The 18134-nt window shown below is 69.2% G+C and carries 26 protein-coding genes and 1 pseudogene; 24 read left to right on the forward strand and 3 right to left on the reverse strand.

The features are described 5' to 3' along the window. Positions 1-19: 19 nt before the first annotated feature. The 17 genes and pseudogenes from R1Z03_RS01265 (at position 20) to R1Z03_RS01345 (ending at position 6698) form a co-directional block, all read left to right on the forward strand. The gene (locus R1Z03_RS01265; protein WP_317356223.1) at positions 20-217 is read left to right on the forward strand and encodes a hypothetical protein; all 198 of its coding nucleotides are present in this window, start codon (positions 20-22) and stop codon (positions 215-217) included. Continuing rightward, positions 214-429 (forward strand): hypothetical protein, encoded by a 216-nt coding sequence (locus R1Z03_RS01270; RefSeq protein WP_317356224.1) that lies wholly within the window; start codon positions 214-216, stop codon positions 427-429. Before R1Z03_RS01265 ends, R1Z03_RS01270 begins: the two co-directional genes overlap by 4 nt. Continuing rightward, a complete protein-coding gene (locus R1Z03_RS01275; protein ID WP_317356225.1) occupies positions 422-718 on the forward strand; it encodes a hypothetical protein in 297 nt (98 codons plus the stop codon). Before R1Z03_RS01270 ends, R1Z03_RS01275 begins: the two co-directional genes overlap by 8 nt. Next, positions 708-1139: a hypothetical protein gene (locus R1Z03_RS01280; RefSeq protein WP_317356226.1), complete on the forward strand. Its 432-nt coding sequence runs from the start codon at positions 708-710 to the stop codon at positions 1137-1139. The genes R1Z03_RS01275 and R1Z03_RS01280 overlap by 11 nt, the downstream gene beginning before the upstream one ends. Beyond that, the gene (locus R1Z03_RS01285; protein ID WP_317356227.1) at positions 1136-1378 is read left to right on the forward strand and encodes a hypothetical protein; all 243 of its coding nucleotides are present in this window, start codon (positions 1136-1138) and stop codon (positions 1376-1378) included. The genes R1Z03_RS01280 and R1Z03_RS01285 overlap by 4 nt, the downstream gene beginning before the upstream one ends. A gap of 13 nt (positions 1379-1391) precedes the next feature. Then, positions 1392-2012: a DUF3164 family protein gene (locus R1Z03_RS01290; RefSeq protein WP_317356228.1), complete on the forward strand. Its 621-nt coding sequence runs from the start codon at positions 1392-1394 to the stop codon at positions 2010-2012. After that, entirely contained in the window at positions 2009-2206 is a 198-nt protein-coding gene (locus R1Z03_RS01295; RefSeq protein WP_317356229.1) for a hypothetical protein, read from the forward strand. Before R1Z03_RS01290 ends, R1Z03_RS01295 begins: the two co-directional genes overlap by 4 nt. Then, on the forward strand, positions 2203-2670 hold the full coding sequence (locus R1Z03_RS01300) for a hypothetical protein (protein ID WP_317356230.1): 468 nt from the start codon (positions 2203-2205) through the stop codon (positions 2668-2670). Before R1Z03_RS01295 ends, R1Z03_RS01300 begins: the two co-directional genes overlap by 4 nt. Then, positions 2657-3109 carry a nicotinamide mononucleotide transporter gene (locus tag R1Z03_RS01305; protein WP_317356232.1) on the forward strand — a complete coding sequence of 151 codons (453 nt, stop codon included), beginning with the start codon at positions 2657-2659 and terminating at the stop codon, positions 3107-3109. The genes R1Z03_RS01300 and R1Z03_RS01305 overlap by 14 nt, the downstream gene beginning before the upstream one ends. Further along, on the forward strand, positions 3103-3306 hold the full coding sequence (locus tag R1Z03_RS01310) for a hypothetical protein (protein ID WP_317356233.1): 204 nt from the start codon (positions 3103-3105) through the stop codon (positions 3304-3306). The genes R1Z03_RS01305 and R1Z03_RS01310 overlap by 7 nt, the downstream gene beginning before the upstream one ends. Beyond that, positions 3303-3575 carry a hypothetical protein gene (locus tag R1Z03_RS01315; protein WP_317356234.1) on the forward strand — a complete coding sequence of 91 codons (273 nt, stop codon included), beginning with the start codon at positions 3303-3305 and terminating at the stop codon, positions 3573-3575. The genes R1Z03_RS01310 and R1Z03_RS01315 overlap by 4 nt, the downstream gene beginning before the upstream one ends. Then, positions 3572-4525, forward strand: coding sequence for a phage Gp37/Gp68 family protein (locus R1Z03_RS01320; RefSeq protein WP_317356235.1), 954 nt, complete (start codon positions 3572-3574; stop codon positions 4523-4525). The genes R1Z03_RS01315 and R1Z03_RS01320 overlap by 4 nt, the downstream gene beginning before the upstream one ends. Next, positions 4522-4701 carry a hypothetical protein gene (locus R1Z03_RS01325; RefSeq protein WP_317356237.1) on the forward strand — a complete coding sequence of 60 codons (180 nt, stop codon included), beginning with the start codon at positions 4522-4524 and terminating at the stop codon, positions 4699-4701. Before R1Z03_RS01320 ends, R1Z03_RS01325 begins: the two co-directional genes overlap by 4 nt. Positions 4702-4741: 40 nt before the next feature. Beyond that, a pseudogene (locus R1Z03_RS01330) lies at positions 4742-5218 on the forward strand (DNA cytosine methyltransferase); the annotation flags it as partial. Positions 5219-5267: 49 nt separating this feature from the next. Continuing rightward, positions 5268-5939 (forward strand): hypothetical protein, encoded by a 672-nt coding sequence (locus tag R1Z03_RS01335; protein WP_317360498.1) that lies wholly within the window; start codon positions 5268-5270, stop codon positions 5937-5939. Next, a complete protein-coding gene (locus tag R1Z03_RS01340; RefSeq protein ID WP_317356239.1) occupies positions 5939-6220 on the forward strand; it encodes a hypothetical protein in 282 nt (93 codons plus the stop codon). Before R1Z03_RS01335 ends, R1Z03_RS01340 begins: the two co-directional genes overlap by 1 nt. 4 nt (positions 6221-6224) lie before the next feature. Continuing rightward, positions 6225-6698: a regulatory protein GemA gene (locus R1Z03_RS01345; RefSeq protein ID WP_317356240.1), complete on the forward strand. Its 474-nt coding sequence runs from the start codon at positions 6225-6227 to the stop codon at positions 6696-6698. 17 nt (positions 6699-6715) lie between these two features. Here R1Z03_RS01345 and R1Z03_RS01350 read toward each other — a convergent pair whose 3' ends face one another. Beyond that, positions 6716-6985, reverse strand: a complete 270-nt coding sequence (locus tag R1Z03_RS01350) for a hypothetical protein (protein WP_317356242.1) — start codon at positions 6983-6985, stop codon at positions 6716-6718. Positions 6986-7001: 16 nt separating this feature from the next. Here R1Z03_RS01350 and R1Z03_RS01355 point away from each other — a divergent pair, with 16 nt between their 5' ends. The 7 genes from R1Z03_RS01355 (at position 7002) to R1Z03_RS01385 (ending at position 14014) form a co-directional block, all read left to right on the forward strand. Further along, on the forward strand, positions 7002-7421 hold the full coding sequence (locus tag R1Z03_RS01355; protein ID WP_317356243.1) for a Mor transcription activator family protein: 420 nt from the start codon (positions 7002-7004) through the stop codon (positions 7419-7421). A 441-nt stretch (positions 7422-7862) separates the two neighbouring features. Then, on the forward strand, positions 7863-8132 hold the full coding sequence (locus tag R1Z03_RS01360; protein WP_317356244.1) for a hypothetical protein: 270 nt from the start codon (positions 7863-7865) through the stop codon (positions 8130-8132). Then, on the forward strand, positions 8129-8683 hold the full coding sequence (locus R1Z03_RS01365; RefSeq protein ID WP_317356245.1) for a hypothetical protein: 555 nt from the start codon (positions 8129-8131) through the stop codon (positions 8681-8683). The genes R1Z03_RS01360 and R1Z03_RS01365 overlap by 4 nt, the downstream gene beginning before the upstream one ends. An 88-nt stretch (positions 8684-8771) precedes the next feature. Further along, positions 8772-10301, forward strand: coding sequence for a DegQ family serine endoprotease (locus tag R1Z03_RS01370; protein WP_284429397.1), 1530 nt, complete (start codon positions 8772-8774; stop codon positions 10299-10301). Between the two features lie 166 nt (positions 10302-10467). Next, positions 10468-11127, forward strand: a complete 660-nt coding sequence (locus R1Z03_RS01375) for a response regulator transcription factor (RefSeq protein ID WP_272565085.1) — start codon at positions 10468-10470, stop codon at positions 11125-11127. Further along, positions 11124-12617 carry an ATP-binding protein gene (locus R1Z03_RS01380; protein ID WP_317356246.1) on the forward strand — a complete coding sequence of 498 codons (1494 nt, stop codon included), beginning with the start codon at positions 11124-11126 and terminating at the stop codon, positions 12615-12617. The genes R1Z03_RS01375 and R1Z03_RS01380 overlap by 4 nt, the downstream gene beginning before the upstream one ends. Further along, on the forward strand, positions 12614-14014 hold the full coding sequence (locus R1Z03_RS01385) for a phospholipase D-like domain-containing protein (protein WP_317356247.1): 1401 nt from the start codon (positions 12614-12616) through the stop codon (positions 14012-14014). Before R1Z03_RS01380 ends, R1Z03_RS01385 begins: the two co-directional genes overlap by 4 nt. 151 nt (positions 14015-14165) lie before the next feature. On the opposite strand, the gene R1Z03_RS01390 is transcribed toward R1Z03_RS01385, so the two are convergent. Both R1Z03_RS01390 and R1Z03_RS01395 read right to left on the reverse strand, forming a co-directional pair. After that, on the reverse strand, positions 14166-15701 hold the full coding sequence (locus R1Z03_RS01390) for a PepSY domain-containing protein (RefSeq protein WP_317356248.1): 1536 nt from the start codon (positions 15699-15701) through the stop codon (positions 14166-14168). 20 nt (positions 15702-15721) lie between these two features. Continuing rightward, a complete protein-coding gene (locus tag R1Z03_RS01395) occupies positions 15722-18031 on the reverse strand; it encodes a TonB-dependent siderophore receptor (RefSeq protein ID WP_317356250.1) in 2310 nt (769 codons plus the stop codon). Positions 18032-18134: the final 103 nt, after the last annotated feature.

The raw sequence follows: 18134 nt of genomic DNA on the forward strand, positions 1-18134 counted from the left end.
CGCGCATCGTCCCGCCCGCTTGCAAAGACTGCGGCAAGCCTGGATCGGCTGGCGCATCCGCCGCACCACGCTCTTTATGGAGCGCGAGCGGACCCTGCACCACATGCACATGGCCCAGTTGCGGGCCGAGCTGGACGCGTTGCATGCGCGCATGGCCGACGCGCTGCTGGACCAGATCAACGCCCGCATGGCGCAAGAGCAGCGGAGGCCCTCATGAGCCTGGGCATTCCCGTGACGATCCCGATGTCTGCCGCGCGCTATGACCGCCCGCCGCTCGGCTGGATCATCCGCCGCGCGCGCCGGCTGCAGCGCGCCTACGGCATCGACCGCAAGACGGCGGTGTTCGATGCGCGCCGCGACTACATGGACTTTGTCGGGCTGCACCACAAGCACCTGCTGCGCCTCATTCGCGGAGGCGTCCATGGGTAACGCGATCACCCCCGAAACGCGCGCCCTGTGGCTGTTCCTGCGCAACCTGGGTGACTGGCTGACAGCCGCGCAGATCGCCCACCACTGGCGTCCGACCTTCACGGTCGGAGAGGTCGACAACCACATGCGCGCGCTGCTGCATGGCCGCTTCGTGGCCCAGCGACCCGCCGAGGGCGATGCCCTGTGGGCCTATGCCGTCACCGCCGACTGCCTGCCGCTGCCGGGCCATGAGCGCGCAGCACCTACCACAACCACCAACCTGACCGAGGGAGCCAACCATGCCGATTGAAAAATTCAAGAACCTCAAGGGCGAGCTGCTCTCGCCCATCACCCAGGCCATCGTGCAGCACCTGGAGGCGAACGGGCCGAGCGATGCGATGGCGATCAACCAGACGCTGCTGCGCATCGACGGCTATAGCGACGATGCGGGCCTGGTAGCGCTGCGCAGCCGCCTGCGCAAGCTGTGCGCGCAGGACCAAATCCACCGCGCGATCCAGAACGGCAAGCTGCTGTACGTGGCAGGCCCCGATCCCCAGGCCGCCGATGTGGGAACAGTCCCCACAGCCCTCACGCCACCACCTCGGCACAACGTGATGCAAGGCCACTACGCGCCGAGCTGGACGGTGGCGCGGGCGGGCGCTCTGGACTACGCGAAGCACCCCAGCCTGCACATGGGACAGCGCCGGGAGTTTCGGAGCGAGGTCGTATGAGCGAGCGCTCGCAACACGAGATTGAACTGAACGCAGTCATTCGCGCCTTGCTGGAGACCGTGAAGGCAGCGTCCACAGAAGGCCTGGCGATGGACGCCCTGCTGAGTGCGTATCTCAACGTCGCGCAAGCCACAGGGCGCTTGCACGAAGTACACGGCGCCCTGATGGCCGTCGCCCAACATCCCGCCGTTGCCCAGGCCTGCGAGGCCACGGCGCCCACCCGCCCATCCATTCACTGAAAAGGACTTCCCCATGACCGAAGAAATCATCCTCCCGAAAGGCTATTGGCAGGACGCCAACGGCAACCTGATTCCCGTCAACAAGATCAAGGACATCGACAAGGACCGCCATCGCACGGTCACCGATCTGTGCGAAGCCGCCAAGCGGCAATCCGCCGAGCTGGCGTCGTTCAAGCAGGCCGCGATGCGCGAGGTGCTGGAGTTCGTGGAGCGGAGCCTGGCCGAGTACGACGTGAAAACGGGCGGCGCCAAGGGCAACGTCACGCTGGTGTCCTTCGATGGGCGCTACAAGATCATCCGTCAGATGCAGGAGACGCTGCAGTTCGATGAACGCCTGGTCGCGGCCAAGGCGCTCATTGACGAGTGCATCCAGGGCTGGAGCAAGGGCAGCAACAACAACATCAAGGTGTTGGTCAACGATGCCTTCCAGGTCGACAAGCAGGGCAAGATCAGCACGGGCCGCGTGCTGGGACTGCGCCGCGCCAAGATCGATGACGAGACCTGGAAGCGCGCGATGGACGCCATCAGCGACAGCATGCAGGTCGCAGGGTCCAAGTCGTACATCCGCTGCTACGAGCGCAACGCCACCACGGGCGGCTACGACCCCATCGTTCTGGATGTGGCGGCAGCATGAGCGCACCGACCAAGAAGCAACTCGCGGCGCGCCACTCGCGCCGCTTGAGAACCATCCGCGAAGCCGTCTTGCAGATGGCCGAGCAATGGGAAGACCACGATCAATTCTGCGTCAATGAACTCGGTGGCTTGGCTGAATCCATTGAAACCGTTGCCGTTTCGCTGAAGGATGACGCGACGGAGGTGTCGCCATGAGCATCGATACCACCCCTGTCAAATGCACGCGCTGCCGGCATGCCTGCACGCGCGGCGAATGGCTCGACGTGCCTTCGAAGCGCAAGTTTTTCATTGGCTGCACGGAAAAGGCATGCCCGCGCTGCGGCTGCAGGTGCTACTACGACTGCACGCCCCAGGTGGCATGGTGCTGGTCCTCTGGCTTGATCGAGGTCGGCGACGCGTTGCCTTCGGACAAGCCGGATGGAAGTGGCGCCATCGAGATCGCCAGCGGACCGATGTATGCGCTGCAGGGACATCTGTCCGCAGTCGCTCGGCATGGGAAGGGAGCAAGCGCCGGAAAGTTGCTGGTGCCCGGCGTGCCGGAAGCCGAAGACCAGGGCGCCAAGATCGAGGCGCTGGCTGCGTGGCTTGCCTGGTGCGGCAAGAGGAAGAACCGCAGCGGTGTGGTTTTCGGGAAGGAGCGTCGTGATGCAGCTCGCTGAAATCATGGGGGCCGCATTGGGCCTGGTCGGCACGGTGCTGCTCGCCACGCGTGGGCGTTGGGCCGGGTGGGGCTTCGCTATCTACCTCGCGAGCAATGCGGCCTGGCTGCTGTTCGCCTACGACCTGGCGCACTGGGGTCTGTTCGTGCAGCAGATCGGTTTCACGATCACGTCATTGATCGGTATCTGGACGTGGATCGTTCGGCCCGCCCTGCGGCGGCGCGAGAACGGGGCAGAGTGGCTGGCCGCGCGCAACAAGCGCGCTGCCGTGCTGGTCGACCACGAACTCTGGAAGGACGGCCGGGCGCTGGACCAGCGCAGCGGCGAAGCACCGCGCGACGTCAAGGTGGTCTCGCGCGAATGCCTGCGTTCGATCTACCTGCAGGGCGAGGAACAGGGCCGGGCGCTGGAGCGCGAAGGAAAGGGGACGCCATGCTGATTCGACTAAGCGACGTCCGATCCGTCGCGGCACGCACGATCAGCAGCATCGAAGTGCGCACAGATCACATTGCCGTGCAAACCGATGACGGAACGTGCTACCGCGTGGGTTGCGACTACGGAAAGAGCGCCAGCGCTACGCGCGACCGTCTGGAAGCCGTGATCAATGCCGCCCTGGCAGCGGGGGAAAAGCCATGACCCGCGCCCCCACCAAGAACGTGCAGATGGCCTGTCTCAAGATCGGCCACTACGACTACCTGATGCCCGCAGCGAAAGCGATCAAGGTCGCAGAACTGATGCAGGACGCATTCGATTGCGACCGCGACTACGGTGACTCGGACTTCCGCTACACCGTCAAAGCCACCCAACCCAACGTGTCGTTTTCGCTGGTGCGCGCCAACCAAGTGCGCATGCCCGAGGGCGAGCCTGTCCCGGCGCGCATCGCCAAGCCGAGGTTGCTCAAATGAGTGCCAACACGAATATCGAGTGGTGCGACCACACCTTCAATCCGTGGACTGGCTGCACCAAGGTGTCGCCCGGCTGCGACCACTGCTACGCCGAAGGCTGGGCCAAGCGCAGCGGCCAGGTGCAATGGGGGCCGCACGCGGCTCGCCGACGCACCAGCCCAGCGAATTGGAGCCTGCCGCGCCGCTGGAACGCCCAGGCCGAGGCGTTCGCGGCACAACACGGCCGGCGCCAGCGGGTGTTCTGCGCCAGCTTGGCCGACGTGTTCGACAACGCGGTCCCAATCGCCTGGTTTGCGGAGTTTCTGGACCTCTGCCGCCTGACGCCCAACCTGGACAAGCTGCTTCTCACCAAGCGCATCGGCAACGTGGAACGCCGGCTGGCCGAGGCCTCGGAGTACGCCGCCGAGGTGATGCGGAATCCACTGCTGGCCAACTGGATCGTGACCTGGCTGGACGGCGACGCGCCGCCAGACATCTGGCTCGGCACCACCATCGTGAATCAGCCCGAGGCCGACCGGGACATCATGAAGCTGCTGGCAGTGCCCGCTTCCGTGCGATTCCTGTCGATGGAGCCATTGCTGGGGCCGGTGATCGTCAAAGGGCTGTTTGCGCTGGACTGGGTGATCGTCGGTGGAGAAAGCGGGCCTGGCGCACGGCCCATGCATATCGATTGGGCCAGAGGGTTGCGCGATCAATGCGAAGCGGCTCGCGTTCCCTTCTTGTTCAAGCAGTGGGGGGAATGGGGCATGGCAGTGCCGCAGCCATCCGGCACGAAGGGCCGCTACCTGCTAATGGCGGACCATGGCTCCGTGATGGGGAGCGTCAACGTTCCGCTGGATGCCTATCCGAGGCAGTTCACCGCATTCGGCTCCACTGTGATGGAGCGGGTCGGCAAGAAGGCCGCAGGTCGCCTGCTGGATGGGCGGGAATGGAACGGGGTGCCCGCATGAAAAGCATCGTGCAAGCAGTTGGTTCCATCGCTCTGATCCTGTGGCTGCTGGGATGCGCCAAGTTGATCGACGTCCACGTTTGTATAGGTCCTGTGGGCTCATGCAAGGTGCGTTCGCTGCCTGCGGCCCGCACCGTCAACGCAGCTACCACGCCAATCTTGAACGAGGCGGTGTGATGTGGCTCTATGTTCCATCGAACTTTTTGCCGGCGTCGGAATGCTCGGAGAAGGAGTCCGCGCCGGATTCGAGCTACTCGGCATCGAGCACCGCACCGTTTGCTACGTGGAGCGGGAAGCTCCTGCAGCCGCGCAGCTTGCCCGCCTTATGGAAGCGGGAGCCCTCGATCCGGCGCCTGTCTGGTCTGACGTGCTCACCTTCGACGGCGCAGCGTGGCGCGGATGCGTGGATTTCATCGTTGCGGGCTTCCCGTGCCAGGACATCAGCATCGCAGGCCGCCGCGCTGGGCTGGATGGCAAGCGCTCCGGGCTCTTCTTCGACATCCTCGACATCGCGGACGCTTGCGACGCGTCAGGACTCGTTCTGGAGAACGTCAGCGCCATCGCTACTGCCACCGCCACCGCTGTGGACGAAGCCGAAGGCACGCTCGAAGAACGCGCCGCCGCCCGAGTCGTGGGAGAACTGGCCGACCGCGGGTGGAACTCGGAATGGATCACTCTTTCAGCGTCCGACGTGGGCGCCAGCCATGGGCGCGCAAGGTGGTTCTGCCTCGCATGGCGACTGGATGACTCCCACCGTGCCGAACGGTGGCCGCTGTCTGCCGCCCGAACTGGTGGCATCCAAAGGACGGGCGGCGAATGGGGGAAAGCGGACGGTGGGCCTGGAGTCACAAACCCGCTATTGGATGACGCCCAGCGTGTCGAACAGTCAGGGCAACGAATACACGCGCGATCAAGGCGTGCCGGGGCAGGAGCGGTTGACGTTGACGGGGCAGGCGCAGAGGTGGCCCACGCCAACGCTGTCGGACAGCGAGCAGGCCGGAGGAGCGATGTGCATAGCGAGGGGCAAGCGAGGCCACAGCCTGAACACCATGGCGGGCGAGTGGCCCACGCCAGCGAGCCGGGACTACCGCACGCCGAACAGCCAAGCCAGCCAAGCCAGCCAAGCCAGACGCAATCATCCGGGGGGAGAGCAACTGCCGAACTTCGTGGAACACCACTTTTTGCACCCGGTCCTATCGACCCTCGATGGCCGGCCATTGTCGCCAACCGGCCGGACCTTGCCCCGGCGGTTGAACCCGGCGTTCGCATGCTGGCTCATGGGATGGCCTATCTGGTGGACGAATCCCGCGCTCACCAGCTGCGCCAAGTCGGAAATGGCGTCGTATCGCTGCAGGCTGCAGTCGCACTTGTCGAACTTGTGCGGCGTGCCGCAGGTTGACGGGAGCAATGCCTGATGCCTTTCTATCGCCTCAAAACCGGCATCGTCCACATGCGCGGCACCAACCTACCCAAGCCCTGCGCCGCGCGCGTGCAGATCGATGGCAGCGAGCAGGTTTGCGGGGCCTGGAGCGCGTTCCTGTGCGACGGCCGAGCCGAGGGCCGCAGTACGTGCGATGCGCCCCTTTGCGAGGCCCACGCACGGCAGATCGGGCCCGACCGCCACCTCTGCCCTCCATGCCACCTCCAGCACCGCGATGCTGACCCGCAGCGCGGCCTGTTCACCTCTCTCGTTTAAAGCCATGGCAACAACGTCCCGACGCAACTTCACGGCCCACGTTTCACAGGCCAACGTGGCCGCCCAGCGCAAGCGCGAGCTGGGCCACATCCATCAGGGCCGCGCATTCCTGCAGTGGTCGGAGGAAGACTACCGGTATCACCTCCGCGAGATCACCGGCAAGTCGAGCGCGGCCGATCTGGACGCACCTGGCCGGGCGATGGTGCTGGCGCGCATGGCGGTTCTCGGCTTCAAGCCCAAGGCCACGTTCAAGCCGTTCGACCAGGCCGCCAAGATCAAGTGGCTGTGGCGCAAGCTGGCAGAGGCTGGCGGGGTAAGTGACCCCAGCGACAAGGCATTGATGGCGTTTGTTGTACGCACGGCCGGAATGGCCGTGGGCGACCTCAAGTTCCTGCCAGTCGCACAGGCGTCCACCGTCATCGAGGCTCTCAAGTCCTGGCTGGACCGAGCCAAGCGCGGGGGGCAGAACCATGGCTGAGTTCTTTCCCGCTCACATCATCGATCTGGCTCGTTCTTACGCAGTCCCTCGCAAAAGTCGCGCAGCACGATCAAGTGACGAACCGTCTCCGGAAACTCATCCGGATACTGGCCATGCAGCTCCTGGATCGCCTGATGCAGCCGCATCTCCAGCAGCCCCAGCGGCAGCGCCTTCGCCTCATGCAGGCACGCGGCAAGCACACGCACCTCGGCCTCCAGCGCCATGACGCGATCTTGCGTACTGCGCAGGCAATCCCTCAGATAGTCCAGTTCTTCTTCGACAGTCATCTCGCCATTTAAACGCATGCGTGCCCTGGCCCCCATCATCGACACCAAGTTGCTGCCTCCACTGCTGCAGGACTTCGTGCGCCTGATCGGGCTGCAGGCGACCATGGCGCTGGTCGAGCGGTCGGGGGGGCTGCGCTTGTACATTCCGACGCCTGATCGGGTCAACGATGCCCATCATCTCGCCCAGGTGGTGGGGCTGGACAACCTGCGCAAGCTCGCCGACGTGTATGGGGGCGAGGACCACTTCCAGCTACCCAAAGCCGAGCGGGCGCTGCTGGCCGTGCGCAATGCCCGCATCGCGGCCGAATATTCAACCCACAAGACCGCCCGGCAGCTCGCGGCCGAGTACCGGCTGACCGAGCGGCAGATAACTCGCATCCTGTCCGACCTCGGAGCGGTGGCGCCGCTGGATCGGCGCCAGGGGGCGCTGTTTTAACTGCGCGAGTTAAAGCGCCAGTTACGTCCGACCTCATGCAGGTCGGACGCTGTGGACAACTATTCCCACAAGCGGCTAAACCATTGTCGCCGTTATGTAATTTGAGGTCGGACGTGATTTTCTTGTCCGACCTTGCTATGTCCGACCTAGTAGTTGACCCAAAACAGAGCCCTCAAGAGGCCGTGCCAAAGCAGTTCCCCAATGAAAACGCTGCTGCAGGCCACAAATCACTTTCTGGCACCTTAAGCACACCCTGACCCGGAAAACGCCCGTTACGGCCGTTTTGCCCCTTTAGTCTGCCCATTTCGCGCCAAAGCGACCGTCAACGCTAATTTCCCCCAAATCGTCCGCTGACCCGCGCCAATACTAGCGATGGCCAAAGTTATCCACACCCCCTGCGAGTGCCAAAGCGATCAGTCCCCCACTCACTGCCGCCATCGCATGGACCCCGTGCTGCGCATGGGTGGCGCCCGCCAGACCGCGTGGTACGCCAGCGATACCAGCCCCAACACGTTCCCACACCTGCCTGTGCGCGAGGGCGAGCCGGTGCTGCTCGGTTTGGCGCTGTTCGACGACGCACAGGCATTCGATGCCTTTGCCAACAGTGAATCTTGGCAGCGCGAGGTAGCGCCCGGCCTCGCTCCTTGGCTGACGAAGGACCCCGAAACCCATCGACTCCAGCCAACGGCCCGCTCGGCCTTGCACGCATGAATCGCAACGCTACGGCGCAGACCATGGACACTCCCAACACGAAGGCACCCGTGGGCGATGCCGACGACTTCGACTTTCTGATGGGCCCCTGGCACATTCGCAACACCCGCCTTGTACAGCGGCTGGCGGGCTGCACCGAATGGGAGATCTTCACCGCGACCGGCACTGCATGCCTTTTGCCGGGCGGCATCGGCAACCGCGACGACTTCACTCCCGCCTCCTGGTGCGCAGGCTATGTCGGCATGGCGCTGCGCCTGTTCAATCCGCAAAGCCTGCGCTGGAGCATCTACTGGCTGGATAACGTGACGGGCGGGCTGGACCCTGCAACCGACCTGCTTCGGCCACCGGTGGTCGGGGGCTTTGCAGGCATGGACCGAGGCCTGTTCATCGGACAGGACACGTTCGAGGGCCGGCCTATCCATGTGCAATTCCGGTGGGCCAAAAACCTGGCTACCGGCAGGCCCTGCTGGGAGCAAGCCTTTTCGGACGACGAAGGGCGCACCTGGGAGACCAACTGGGTCATGGAGTTCTCGCGGCCTGATAGCCGATAGGAATCGGAAGCGTTCGCAGCCCCTAAGCCACACCTAAGTCTCGTTGCCCAAACTGCCCCCCATGCAACGACCCAACGAAAGGACTGCCATGAACTCCGTTCTATCGACCCCCCGCCGCCTGACCCTGGCCCTGCTCACTGCCGGCGCCATCGGGGCCACCGGCGCGGGGCTGGTGACCAACATGCATTCCAGCCGCGCCGCCATGCCGCCCGCCGCGGTGCAGCCGGCGGCCATGCCGTCCACGGGCGGCGTGACGGCGCCGGACTTTGCGCAGATCACCGCGCGCAACGGTCCGGCGGTGGTCAACATCAGCGTGAGCGGTACCACCAAGACGTCCATGACCGATTCGGACGACGACGATGACGAGACCGCTGCCCACCCGCGCAGCGGCGCGCAGGGCATCGACCCCAACGATCCGATGTTCGAGTTCTTCCGCCGTTTCGGCATGGTGCCGCCGGGCCTGCAGGCCCCCGGCCGCCAGCGCGAGGTGCCCACGCGGGGCGAGGGATCGGGCTTCATCGTGAGCGCCGATGGCGTGATCCTCACCAACGCCCACGTGGTCAAGGGCGCCAACATGGTCACCGTGAAGCTGACCGACCGGCGTGAGTTCCGGGCCAAGGTGCTGGGCTCCGACCCCAAGACCGACATCGCGGTGCTCAAGATCGACGCGAAGGACCTGCCCGTGGTGCAGCTGGGCAGCACGCGCAACCTCGCGGTGGGCGAGTGGGTGCTGGCCATCGGTTCGCCCTTCGGCTTCGAAAACAGCGTGACGGCCGGCGTGGTGAGCGCCAAGGGGCGCTCGCTGCCCGACGACAGCTACGTGCCCTTCATCCAGACCGACGTGGCGGTGAACCCCGGCAACTCGGGCGGCCCGCTGTTCAATGCGCGCGGCGAGGTGGTGGGCATCAATTCGCAGATCTACAGCCGCTCGGGCGGCTACCAGGGCGTGTCGTTCTCCATCCCGATCGAGGTGGCCGCCAAGGTCAAGGACCAGATCCTGGCCACGGGCAAGGCCAGCCACGCGCGCCTGGGCGTGTCGGTGCAGGAGGTGAACCAGGCCTTTGCCGATTCGTTCCAGCTCGACAAGCCCGAAGGGGCGCTGGTGGCCGGCGTGGAAGAGGGCGGCCCGGCCGACAAGGCGGGCCTGAAGTCGGGCGACGTGATCCGCAGCGTGAACGGGCAGCCCATCGTGGCCTCGGGCGACCTGCCGGCCATCGTGGGCCAGGCGGCGCCCGGCACGCAGGCGCGGCTGGAGGTGTGGCGCCATGGCAAGCGCGAGGAGTTCACCGCCACGCTGGGCGATGCGAGCGAGAAGGCCACCAAGATCGCCAGTTCGGAAAAGTCGAGCGGCAAGGGCCGGCTGGGCCTGGCGCTGCGGCCCCTGCAGCCGCAGGAGCGTCGCGATGCCGGCGTGGACGGCGGCCTGCTGGTGGAGGATGCCCGCGGCCCCGCCGCCCTGGCCGGCGTGCAGCCCGGCGACGTGCTGCTGGCCATCAACGGCACGCCGGCGCGGGGCGTGGAGCAGGTGCGCGAGGCGATGGCCAAGGCGGGCAAGTCGGTGGCCCTGCTGATCCAGCGCGACGGCGACAAGATCTTCGTGCCGGTGCCGCTGGGCTGAAGCCCCGTCCTGCGCGGCGGCATTGGGCCAGCCGCTATGCTTGGCGGTCATGGACGCCGCCGCCTGTTCGCAACCCCCACGCACCCGCGCCGCTGGCGCTGCGATTGCCGCAGCCGCCGCCGGCGCGGTGGCGTTTGAGACCTGAAAAGAAGAGGAGGGCCGCCCCATGCGCCTGCTGCTCGTGGAAGACGACACCATGATCGGAGAGGCCGTGCACGATCTGCTGCGCGCCGAGCATTACGCGGTGGACTGGGTGCGCGACGGCGAGATGGCCGACACCGCCCTGCGCACGCAGACCTACGACCTCGTGCTGCTGGACCTGGGCCTGCCCCGGCGCGACGGCCTGGCGGTGCTGCGCGACCTGCGCGCGCGCAAGGACCGCACCCCGGTGCTGGTGGCCACCGCGCGCGATGCGCTGGCCCAGCGCGTGGAGGGGCTGGACGCCGGCGCCGACGACTACGTGCTCAAGCCCTACGAACTCGATGAGCTGCTGGCCCGCATCCGCGCCCTCACGCGGCGCGCGGCCGGGCGGGCCGAGCCGGCCTACGAGCACAAGGGCGTGCGGATTTTGCCGGCCACGCGCGAAGTGACGGTGAACGGCGCGCCCGTGGTGCTGTCGGCGCGCGAATGGGCGGTGCTGGAGCCGCTGCTGGCGCGCCCGGGCATGGTGCTGTCGCGCACCCAGCTCGAAGAAAAGCTCTACGGCTGGAAGGACGAGATCAGCAGCAACGCCGTGGAGGTGTATGTGCACGGCCTGCGCAAGAAGCTGGGCGCCGAACTGGTGCTGAACGTGCGCGGCGTGGGCTACATGGTGCCCAAGGCATGACGCCGCCCGCCGCTCAGGACCCGCCCCACAGCCAGCCCCCGGGCCCCGGCGGGCCGGCGCCGCGCGCGGGCGCACCGGCGCATTCGCTGCGCGCGCGGCTGCTGTGGTTCCTGCTGGCGGCGATCGTGTGCACGGCGCTGCTGCAGATCCTCCTGTCGTACCGCTCGGCGCTGTCCGAGGCCGACGAGATCTTCGACTACCACATGGAGCAGATGGCGATGGCCCTGCGGCCCGGCCTGCCGGAGGTGCCGGCCAACGCGCCCGGACCGCTGGTGCACGACGACGAGAACTACGAGTTCGTCGTGCAGGTCTGGTCGGCCGAAGGATTGCGCGTGTTCGAGTCCGCCGTCGGCGCTGCCCTGCCGCAGCGCGCGGTGCTGGGCTTTTCCAAGGTGAAGGCGCACGGCACCACCTACCGCGTGTTTTCGGTGCAGACGCGCGCCCAGGTCATTCAGGTGGCGCAGGACATGGCCGTGCGCAAGGCGATGGCGCGCGACCTGGCCCTGCGCACGGCCGGGCCCATCGCGCTCATGGCGCCGCTGCTGGCGCTGGCCGTGTGGTGGGTGGTGAGCGGCTCGCTCGCGCCGGTGGAGCGCGTGCGCCGCGAGGTGGCGCAGCGCCAGGCGGACGACCTCTCGCCCGTCGACGGCGATGCGCTGCCCGCCGAGGTGCAGCCGCTGGTGGACGAGCTGAACCTGCTGTTCGCGCGGGTGCAGCGGGCTTTCGAGGCGCAGCAGCACTTCGTGGCCGATGCGGCGCACGAGCTGCGCTCGCCCCTGGCCGCGCTCAAGCTGCAGGCACAAGGGCTGCTGCGCGCACCCGATGCCGAGGCCCGCGGCGTGGCCGTGGCCCGCCTGTCGGCCGGCATCGACCGGGCCACGCGGCTGGTGGAGCAGCTGCTGGCCCTGGCGCGGCAGGAATCCAGCGTGGCCGCCGGGGCCCCCGCACAGCCCGTGGTGCTGGCCGACCTGGCGCTGCAGGCCGTGGCCGATGCGGCGCCCGCCGCCCAGCAGCGCGGCATCGACCTGGGCCTGGCCCGGGCGGATGCCACCCCCATTGCGGGCCATGCCGAGGCCCTGCGCATCCTGCTGCGCAACCTGGTGGACAACGCGGTCAAGTACACGCCCGACGGCGGCGTGGTGGACGTGCATGTGATCGCGGATGCGCCCGCGCATGGCGCGGAACCGGGCGGCGCCGTCACCCTGGTGGTGGACGACAGCGGTCCGGGCATCGGCGAAGGCGACCGCGAACGCGTGCTGGGCCGGTTCTACCGCGCGCCGCAGGCGGCCGAGGGCGGGGCGCAGGTGCCGGGCAGCGGGCTGGGCCTGGCGATCGTGCAGTCCATCGCGCGCATGCACCAGGCGCAGGTTGCCCTGGAGGGCTCGCCGCGCCTGGGGGGCTTGCGGGTGTCGGTGCGGTTCGATGCGCTGGCGGGGGCCGCACCCTCCGCGCCGGCCCCGCAGGCGCCACCGGCCGGGGACGGCGCTTGACCGGCTTCGCCATCCTCTCGGGCCTGGGCCACGCGGTGTTCGTGGCGGTGGGCCTGCTGATCTATGTGATGGGCACGCGCATCGGGCGCCAGCGGCGCCACCCCTCCGCCGCGGTGGCCTGGGTGCTGGCCATCGTGGCCTTTCCGTATGTGGCGGTGCCGCTGTTCGTGCTGTTCGGTGCCCGCAAGTTCGCGCGGCCCCTGCGCCGTCCGCGCAAGGCGCAGCAGGAGACCGCCGCGGCCGCCGCGCAGCCCGCCGGCCCGCCCTGGGCCGCGCGGCTGCTGGCCAGCATGGAGCTGGAGCCGGCGGTGCGCAACGCGCGCGTCGTGCTGCACGCCGACGGCACGCAGGCCCTGCGCACGCTGCTCGCGACCATCGCCTCGGCGGGGCACCAGCTGGACGTGTGCACCTTCGTCTTCGGCGACGACCCGGTGGGCCGGCAGGTTGCGCGGGCCCTGGGCGAATGCGCGCAGCGCGGCGTCGCCGTGCGGCTGCTGCTGGACGCGGTGGGCAGCCTGGCCACGCCCGGCGCGCTGGTGAAAACGCTGCAGGCGCAGGGCGTGCAGGTGCGCCGCTTCATGCCCATGCTGCACAACCCGATGCGCGGGCGCACCAATCTGCGCAATCACCGCAAGCTGGTGGTGGCCGACGGCGAGCGGCTGTGGAGCGGCGGGCGCAACCTGGCCTGCGAATACTTCCTCGACCAGCCCGGCCACCCGGCCTGGATCGACCTGAGCTACGAGGTGCACGGCCCCCTGGCCCTGCAGGCCGCCGCGCAGTTCGAGGCCGACTGGAGCACCGCCAGCGGCCGCCTGGTGCGCGCCGCGCTGCCCCAGCCGCTGCCGCCGGGCCCGCCCGATGGCCCGTTGGCCCAGTGGGTGCCCAGCGGACCGGACCACGCCGACGACACCGTGCATGCCCTGCTGCTGGCCGGCGCCTACCACGCGCAGGAGCGCATCGTGGCGGTGACACCGTATTTCGTGCCCGACGATGCGCTGCTGGACGCCTGGTGCATGGCCTGCCGCCGCGGCGTGCGCGTGAGCCTGCTGTTGCCCTGGCGGTCCAACCACCGCCTGGCCGACTGGGCCCGCGAGCGCGCCCTGCGCGAACTGGCCCAGGCCGGTGCCGAGGTGTGGCTCGCACCGGGCATGGTGCACGCCAAGGCCGTGCTGATCGACGACGACCTGGCCCTGTCCGGCTCGCTCAACCTCGACGCGCGCAGCCTGTTCCTCAACTACGAGGCGATGACGGCGTTCTACGGCCCGGCCGAGGTGCAGTGGCTCTCGGACTGGTGCGAGCGCCAGATCGCCCTGGCGCGGCCCTATGTGCCCCGGCGCCCGTCCTGGCCGCGCGACATCGGCGAGGGCGTGGTGCGGGCGGTGGGCTTTCAGCTGTAGGACGGCCGTTCGCCCGGCGCGGGGCTCCCGCGCAGCGGTGTTTTGCTATTGTTTTTATAGCTTCATCGGCAATGAGTACTAGGGCATGAGGCGGTTTTGGTATCGAAATCGCCCTCTGGGCGCGTGGGCGCCCGGGCCGGCCAGCCCACGCTCACGCCCGGCCCGCCTTGCGCCGCAGCCGCCGCCAGCCGATCACCATGCCCGTGGCGCTCAACGCCGCGCCCCCCAGGCCCAGCACCAGCATCACCGCGTCCCACAGCGGGCGCCGCTCCAGCAGCGGCACCCAGTCCCAGCTGTGCAGCATGGCGAAGAGCCAGCGGCTGGCGCGGCGGTGGCCGTCCAGGCGGCCCAGCACGGCGCCGGTGAGCGGGTCCACGTGCACCCAGGTGGCGTGTTCGTCGGCGAACACCGCGCGCAGCACCGGCAGGGGCTTGGCCGGCGCACCCGTCATGGTGTGGGGCGCGCGGGCGTAGTAGTACAGGTCGTAGTGCGCCAGCGTGTCCACGCGCACCAGGGGCGCCGCCACCAGGCGGGCGATGGCCTCGCGCAGCGCGGCGGTGTCGATGGCGGTGGGCGCGGCCGTGGCGGCATCGAGCACCTCGGGCGCACCCTGGGCGGGCTGCGCCAGCACCAGCGTGCGGCCCGTGGCGCGCACCCAGCGCAGTTCGCGCGTGGCGCCACCGGCCGGGGCGAGCAGGGCGGCCAGCGAGGCCGTGGGCGGGTGCGGGCCCTGCGGCGGGCCCATGGCCAGCGGCCCGCCCTGCAGCGCCGCCAGATTCAGCGGCGGCGCGCCGCTGTCGAACAGCTTCCACGGGTTCATCGACATGAAGCCGCTGAAGATCCACGCGATGGTCGCCGCCGAAAACACCAGTCCCAGCGCATGGTGCCAGCGCATCGCGGGCGTGGGGTAGGGCGTGCGCGCGCCGCTGCGGTAGCGCCCGCGAAAGCGCCAGCGCTGCAGGCCCACGACGGTGCCGGCCAGCGCCGCCAGCGTGCCGGCCACGGCGAGCGTATTCACCGTGGCGCTCCAGTAGGGCTGCAGCGCGTTGCCGCGCAACGGGTAGAGCCAGTGGATCCACGTGCCCACGTAGCCCCACAGGCGCTCGGTGCGCGGCGCATCGCGCACCACCTCGCCCGTGGTGCCGGACACGTAGAGCACGGTGCCGTCCGCATCGTGCAGCCGCACGCGGTGCAGCGGCCGGTGCATGTCCAGCCCGCGCGAATGGGTGAACGCATCTTCCTGCAGCGTGCCCTCGTAGTCCGCGGCCACGCCGGGGCCGGCCCAGGCCGCGGCGCTGGCCAGCGCGCGTGGCGCGTCCACCGCGCGCAGCACCTCGCCCGTCGCCGCGTCGATCACCGTGGCGGGCGAGCGGGGTGGCGCCCCTTCGGGCCGGACCAGGTACACCGCGCGCCCGCCGCTGGCCACCGCCAGGCGCAGCTCGGCCAGCGGCACCAGCGCCAGGCCGGCGGGCGCCAGCGCGGCGGCGGGCTCCCGCAGGCCCGCGCCGTCGCCCAGCGGCGGCAGGTGGGCGGTGCGCTCGGCCTCGGTGAGCTGGGGGTAGCCCACGTACATCATCACGATGCCGGAGACGAACCACATGGCGAAGAAGCCGCACAGCAGCACCCCCAGCCAGCGGTGGGTGAGAAACAGCCAGCGCTTGGCGCGCACAGGGCGGGTCCAGTCCATGGTGCGTTTCCCGTCGGCGTTCAGAACGCCACCTGCAGCGACACGTCCACCGTGCGCGGTGCGCCCAGGTACACCTGCGCGCTGCGCGCTTCGGCCGCGTAGATGCGGTCGGTGGCGTTGCGCAGGTGGCCCGAGAGCGTGGCGGTGGGCGAGAGCTTCCACGACAGCCCCAGGTCCAGCAGCGTGTACGAGGGCCAATACTGCGTGTTGGCCGCGTCCGCAGAGATGCGCCCCACGCGCCGCGCACCCGCCGTGGCCTGCAGCGCGGGCGTGACCGCATAGCCCAGCCACAGGTTGGCCACGCTCTCGGGCGTGTTGGTGGGCGTGCGGCCGGCCAGCGACACGCCGCTCTGCACGAACTGCTCGTAGCGGGCACGGGTGCGCATCGCGTTGGCCTGCAACTGCCATCGGTCGGTCAGGCGCAGGCCCACGGCGACCTCCGCGCCGCGCGACGACTGCTCGCCCACCAGCACGGTGAACGCGGGGTTGTTGGGGTCCTGCGAGGCGATGTTGCGCCGCGTGATCTGGAACGCCGCCACCGTGGCCGTGCCCCGTCCGCCCCAGAAGTCGAACTTGGCGCCCGCTTCCAGCTGCCGGCCCGTGGTGAGCGCGCTGTTGTTGGCCACGTCGGCGAACGAGGCCGTGGACAGCGAGCCCGACGGCGGGTCGCTCGCCGTGGCGTACTGGGCGTACACGTTGGCGCCGGGGGCCACGTCCCACACCACGCCCAGGCGGCCGGTGGTGGGCGTGTAGCTGCGCTCGAACGTGGCGGGGCTGGTGGCGGTGACGGCGCGGCGGTTGGTCAGGTCCAGCGCGATGCGCTCCTGCCGCAGCGCCGTCACCAGGTTCACGCCGGGCACCAGGGCCGTGCGGTTCTCCACGAACACCGCGGTGGTCTGCACGCGGTTGTCGCGGTCGGCGCGAAAGCCGGGGGCCATGCCGGGAATGTCGAAGAACCGCTCGGTCGTGAAGCGGTACGGGTCCACCGTGCTCACCGTGCCGGCCAGGCTGTTGGGAAAGCGCGTCTGCCGGTTCACGCTCACGTCCAGGCCGAAGGCCCAGTCGCTCGGCCGGCCGGCCAGCGTGCCGTGCCAGGTGGCCTCGGTGCGGTTGCCCACCAGCTGCTGGTCGTGCCGCTGCAGGAAGGCGCTGCCGCGCGAGACCAGGGTGTTGGCCGCGTTGAACTGGTAGGTCTCCACGTTGCGGTAGTCGCGCAGCGCGTCGTAGGCATAGAGCGTGTTGCGCCACTGCAGGGCGTCGGACACGCGCCACTGCGCCACCGAGCGCAGCCACTGCACGCGGTGGGCGTACATGCCGTCGCTGCTGTTGTAGTTGGCAAAGCGCGTCCCGGGATCGATGCGCAGCGCGCCCACGGCGGGGTTAAGCACCGGCGTGCCCCAGTAGGGGCGGTCCACCGCGTCCTTCTGGTACTCGTACGCCAGCAGGTGCGTGAAGCCGCTGCCCAGGTCGGACAGCAGCGATGCGGCCAGCTGCGTGGACCGGGTCTGCGTGCCCGCGGTCCAGCTGCCGGCGTCGCGGTGGTTCACGTCGATGCGCGCGAAGTGGCTCGGACCTGCGCCGCCGTCCTGCGGCCCCGCGATGCGGCGGTTGAGGCCCGCCGAGGCTTCCTTGAGCCCGTACGATCCCGCGCGCAGCCGGCCTTCCGCGAAGTCGCCGCTGCGGTCGGGCGTCTTGGTGATGTAGTTGAGCGAGCCGCCCACGGCCCCCGCGCCGTACAGGAAGCTCGACGCGCCGCCGACGGCCTCCACCCGGTCGTAGATCCAGCTGTCCACCGCGCGCGTGGCGCTGCCGTACTGCACCGTGATGCCGTTGTACAGCTGCGTGACCGAGTTGTTGCTGAAGCCCCGGTAGCTGGCCGCCATCGAGCCCGGCGCGTTGTGCGCGGTCACGCCGGGGATCGCCCGCAGGATCTCCTGCGTGTCCTGCGCGCCACGGGCTTCGATGGTGGCGCGGTCCACCACGGTGACCGAGGCGGGTGTCTCGCGCGGCGTGAGGCCCAGGCGGCTGCCGGTCTCGGCGGGGGTGTCCAGGTTCAGCCGGCCCAGGGGCTCGGCCGGCGTGCCCGAGACGGTCACCGGCGCCAGCGTGGGCACGGACGACAGGGGCGCGTCCTGCGCCGGGGCGGCGGCGGGCCCGAAGCCGGCCAGCACCGCCAGCACCGCGTGGGCCAGCGGCGAGCGTGCCTTGCGCGGCGGCCGGGCCGGGATCGGCTGCGGCTGCGGCTGCGGCGGTGGCGGTGGCGGTGGCGGTGGCGGTGGCGGTGGCGGTGGCACGGGCAGGGCGGAGGAAAAAAGGGAAGTCGTGGTCATGGCATCGATCAGCACGCGGATCGCCCGCACCCGGCGCGCGCCGCCCGCCGCGCGGTGGCGGCGGTACGGCAGTGCGCCCGGCAGGCCGGATCAGCAAAGGGGA

It is taken from the genome of Acidovorax sp. BLS4 (assembly GCF_032929295.1).
GTDB lineage: Bacteria > Pseudomonadota > Gammaproteobacteria > Burkholderiales > Burkholderiaceae_C > Paracidovorax.

Bases quoted from the DNA above. Each gene is read 5' to 3' on its own strand.
- R1Z03_RS01305 (WP_317356232.1), top strand. From the start codon at position 2,657: ATGCAGCTCGCTGAAATCATGGGGGCCGCATTGGGCCTGGTCGGCACG.
- R1Z03_RS01360 (WP_317356244.1), top strand. From the start codon at position 7,863: ATGGACCCCGTGCTGCGCATGGGTGGCGCCCGCCAGACCGCGTGGTAC.
- R1Z03_RS01275 (WP_317356225.1), top strand. From the start codon at position 422: ATGGGTAACGCGATCACCCCCGAAACGCGCGCCCTGTGGCTGTTCCTG.
- R1Z03_RS01365 (WP_317356245.1), top strand. From the start codon at position 8,129: ATGAATCGCAACGCTACGGCGCAGACCATGGACACTCCCAACACGAAG.
- R1Z03_RS01325 (WP_317356237.1), top strand. From the start codon at position 4,522: ATGAAAAGCATCGTGCAAGCAGTTGGTTCCATCGCTCTGATCCTGTGG.
- R1Z03_RS01320 (WP_317356235.1), top strand. From the start codon at position 3,572: ATGAGTGCCAACACGAATATCGAGTGGTGCGACCACACCTTCAATCCG.
- R1Z03_RS01310 (WP_317356233.1), top strand. From the start codon at position 3,103: ATGCTGATTCGACTAAGCGACGTCCGATCCGTCGCGGCACGCACGATC.
- R1Z03_RS01340 (WP_317356239.1), top strand. From the start codon at position 5,939: ATGCCTTTCTATCGCCTCAAAACCGGCATCGTCCACATGCGCGGCACC.
- R1Z03_RS01390 (WP_317356248.1), bottom strand. From the start codon at position 15,701: ATGGACTGGACCCGCCCTGTGCGCGCCAAGCGCTGGCTGTTTCTCACC.
- R1Z03_RS01290 (WP_317356228.1), top strand. From the start codon at position 1,392: ATGACCGAAGAAATCATCCTCCCGAAAGGCTATTGGCAGGACGCCAAC.
- R1Z03_RS01315 (WP_317356234.1), top strand. From the start codon at position 3,303: ATGACCCGCGCCCCCACCAAGAACGTGCAGATGGCCTGTCTCAAGATC.
- R1Z03_RS01355 (WP_317356243.1), top strand. From the start codon at position 7,002: ATGCGTGCCCTGGCCCCCATCATCGACACCAAGTTGCTGCCTCCACTG.
- R1Z03_RS01280 (WP_317356226.1), top strand. From the start codon at position 708: ATGCCGATTGAAAAATTCAAGAACCTCAAGGGCGAGCTGCTCTCGCCC.
- R1Z03_RS01380 (WP_317356246.1), top strand. From the start codon at position 11,124: ATGACGCCGCCCGCCGCTCAGGACCCGCCCCACAGCCAGCCCCCGGGC.
- R1Z03_RS01375 (WP_272565085.1), top strand. From the start codon at position 10,468: ATGCGCCTGCTGCTCGTGGAAGACGACACCATGATCGGAGAGGCCGTG.
- R1Z03_RS01395 (WP_317356250.1), bottom strand. From the start codon at position 18,031: ATGACCACGACTTCCCTTTTTTCCTCCGCCCTGCCCGTGCCACCGCCA.
- R1Z03_RS01270 (WP_317356224.1), top strand. From the start codon at position 214: ATGAGCCTGGGCATTCCCGTGACGATCCCGATGTCTGCCGCGCGCTAT.
- R1Z03_RS01350 (WP_317356242.1), bottom strand. From the start codon at position 6,985: ATGACTGTCGAAGAAGAACTGGACTATCTGAGGGATTGCCTGCGCAGT.
- R1Z03_RS01345 (WP_317356240.1), top strand. From the start codon at position 6,225: ATGGCAACAACGTCCCGACGCAACTTCACGGCCCACGTTTCACAGGCC.
- R1Z03_RS01300 (WP_317356230.1), top strand. From the start codon at position 2,203: ATGAGCATCGATACCACCCCTGTCAAATGCACGCGCTGCCGGCATGCC.
- R1Z03_RS01285 (WP_317356227.1), top strand. From the start codon at position 1,136: ATGAGCGAGCGCTCGCAACACGAGATTGAACTGAACGCAGTCATTCGC.
- R1Z03_RS01295 (WP_317356229.1), top strand. From the start codon at position 2,009: ATGAGCGCACCGACCAAGAAGCAACTCGCGGCGCGCCACTCGCGCCGC.
- R1Z03_RS01370 (WP_284429397.1), top strand. From the start codon at position 8,772: ATGAACTCCGTTCTATCGACCCCCCGCCGCCTGACCCTGGCCCTGCTC.
- R1Z03_RS01335 (WP_317360498.1), top strand. From the start codon at position 5,268: ATGACTCCCACCGTGCCGAACGGTGGCCGCTGTCTGCCGCCCGAACTG.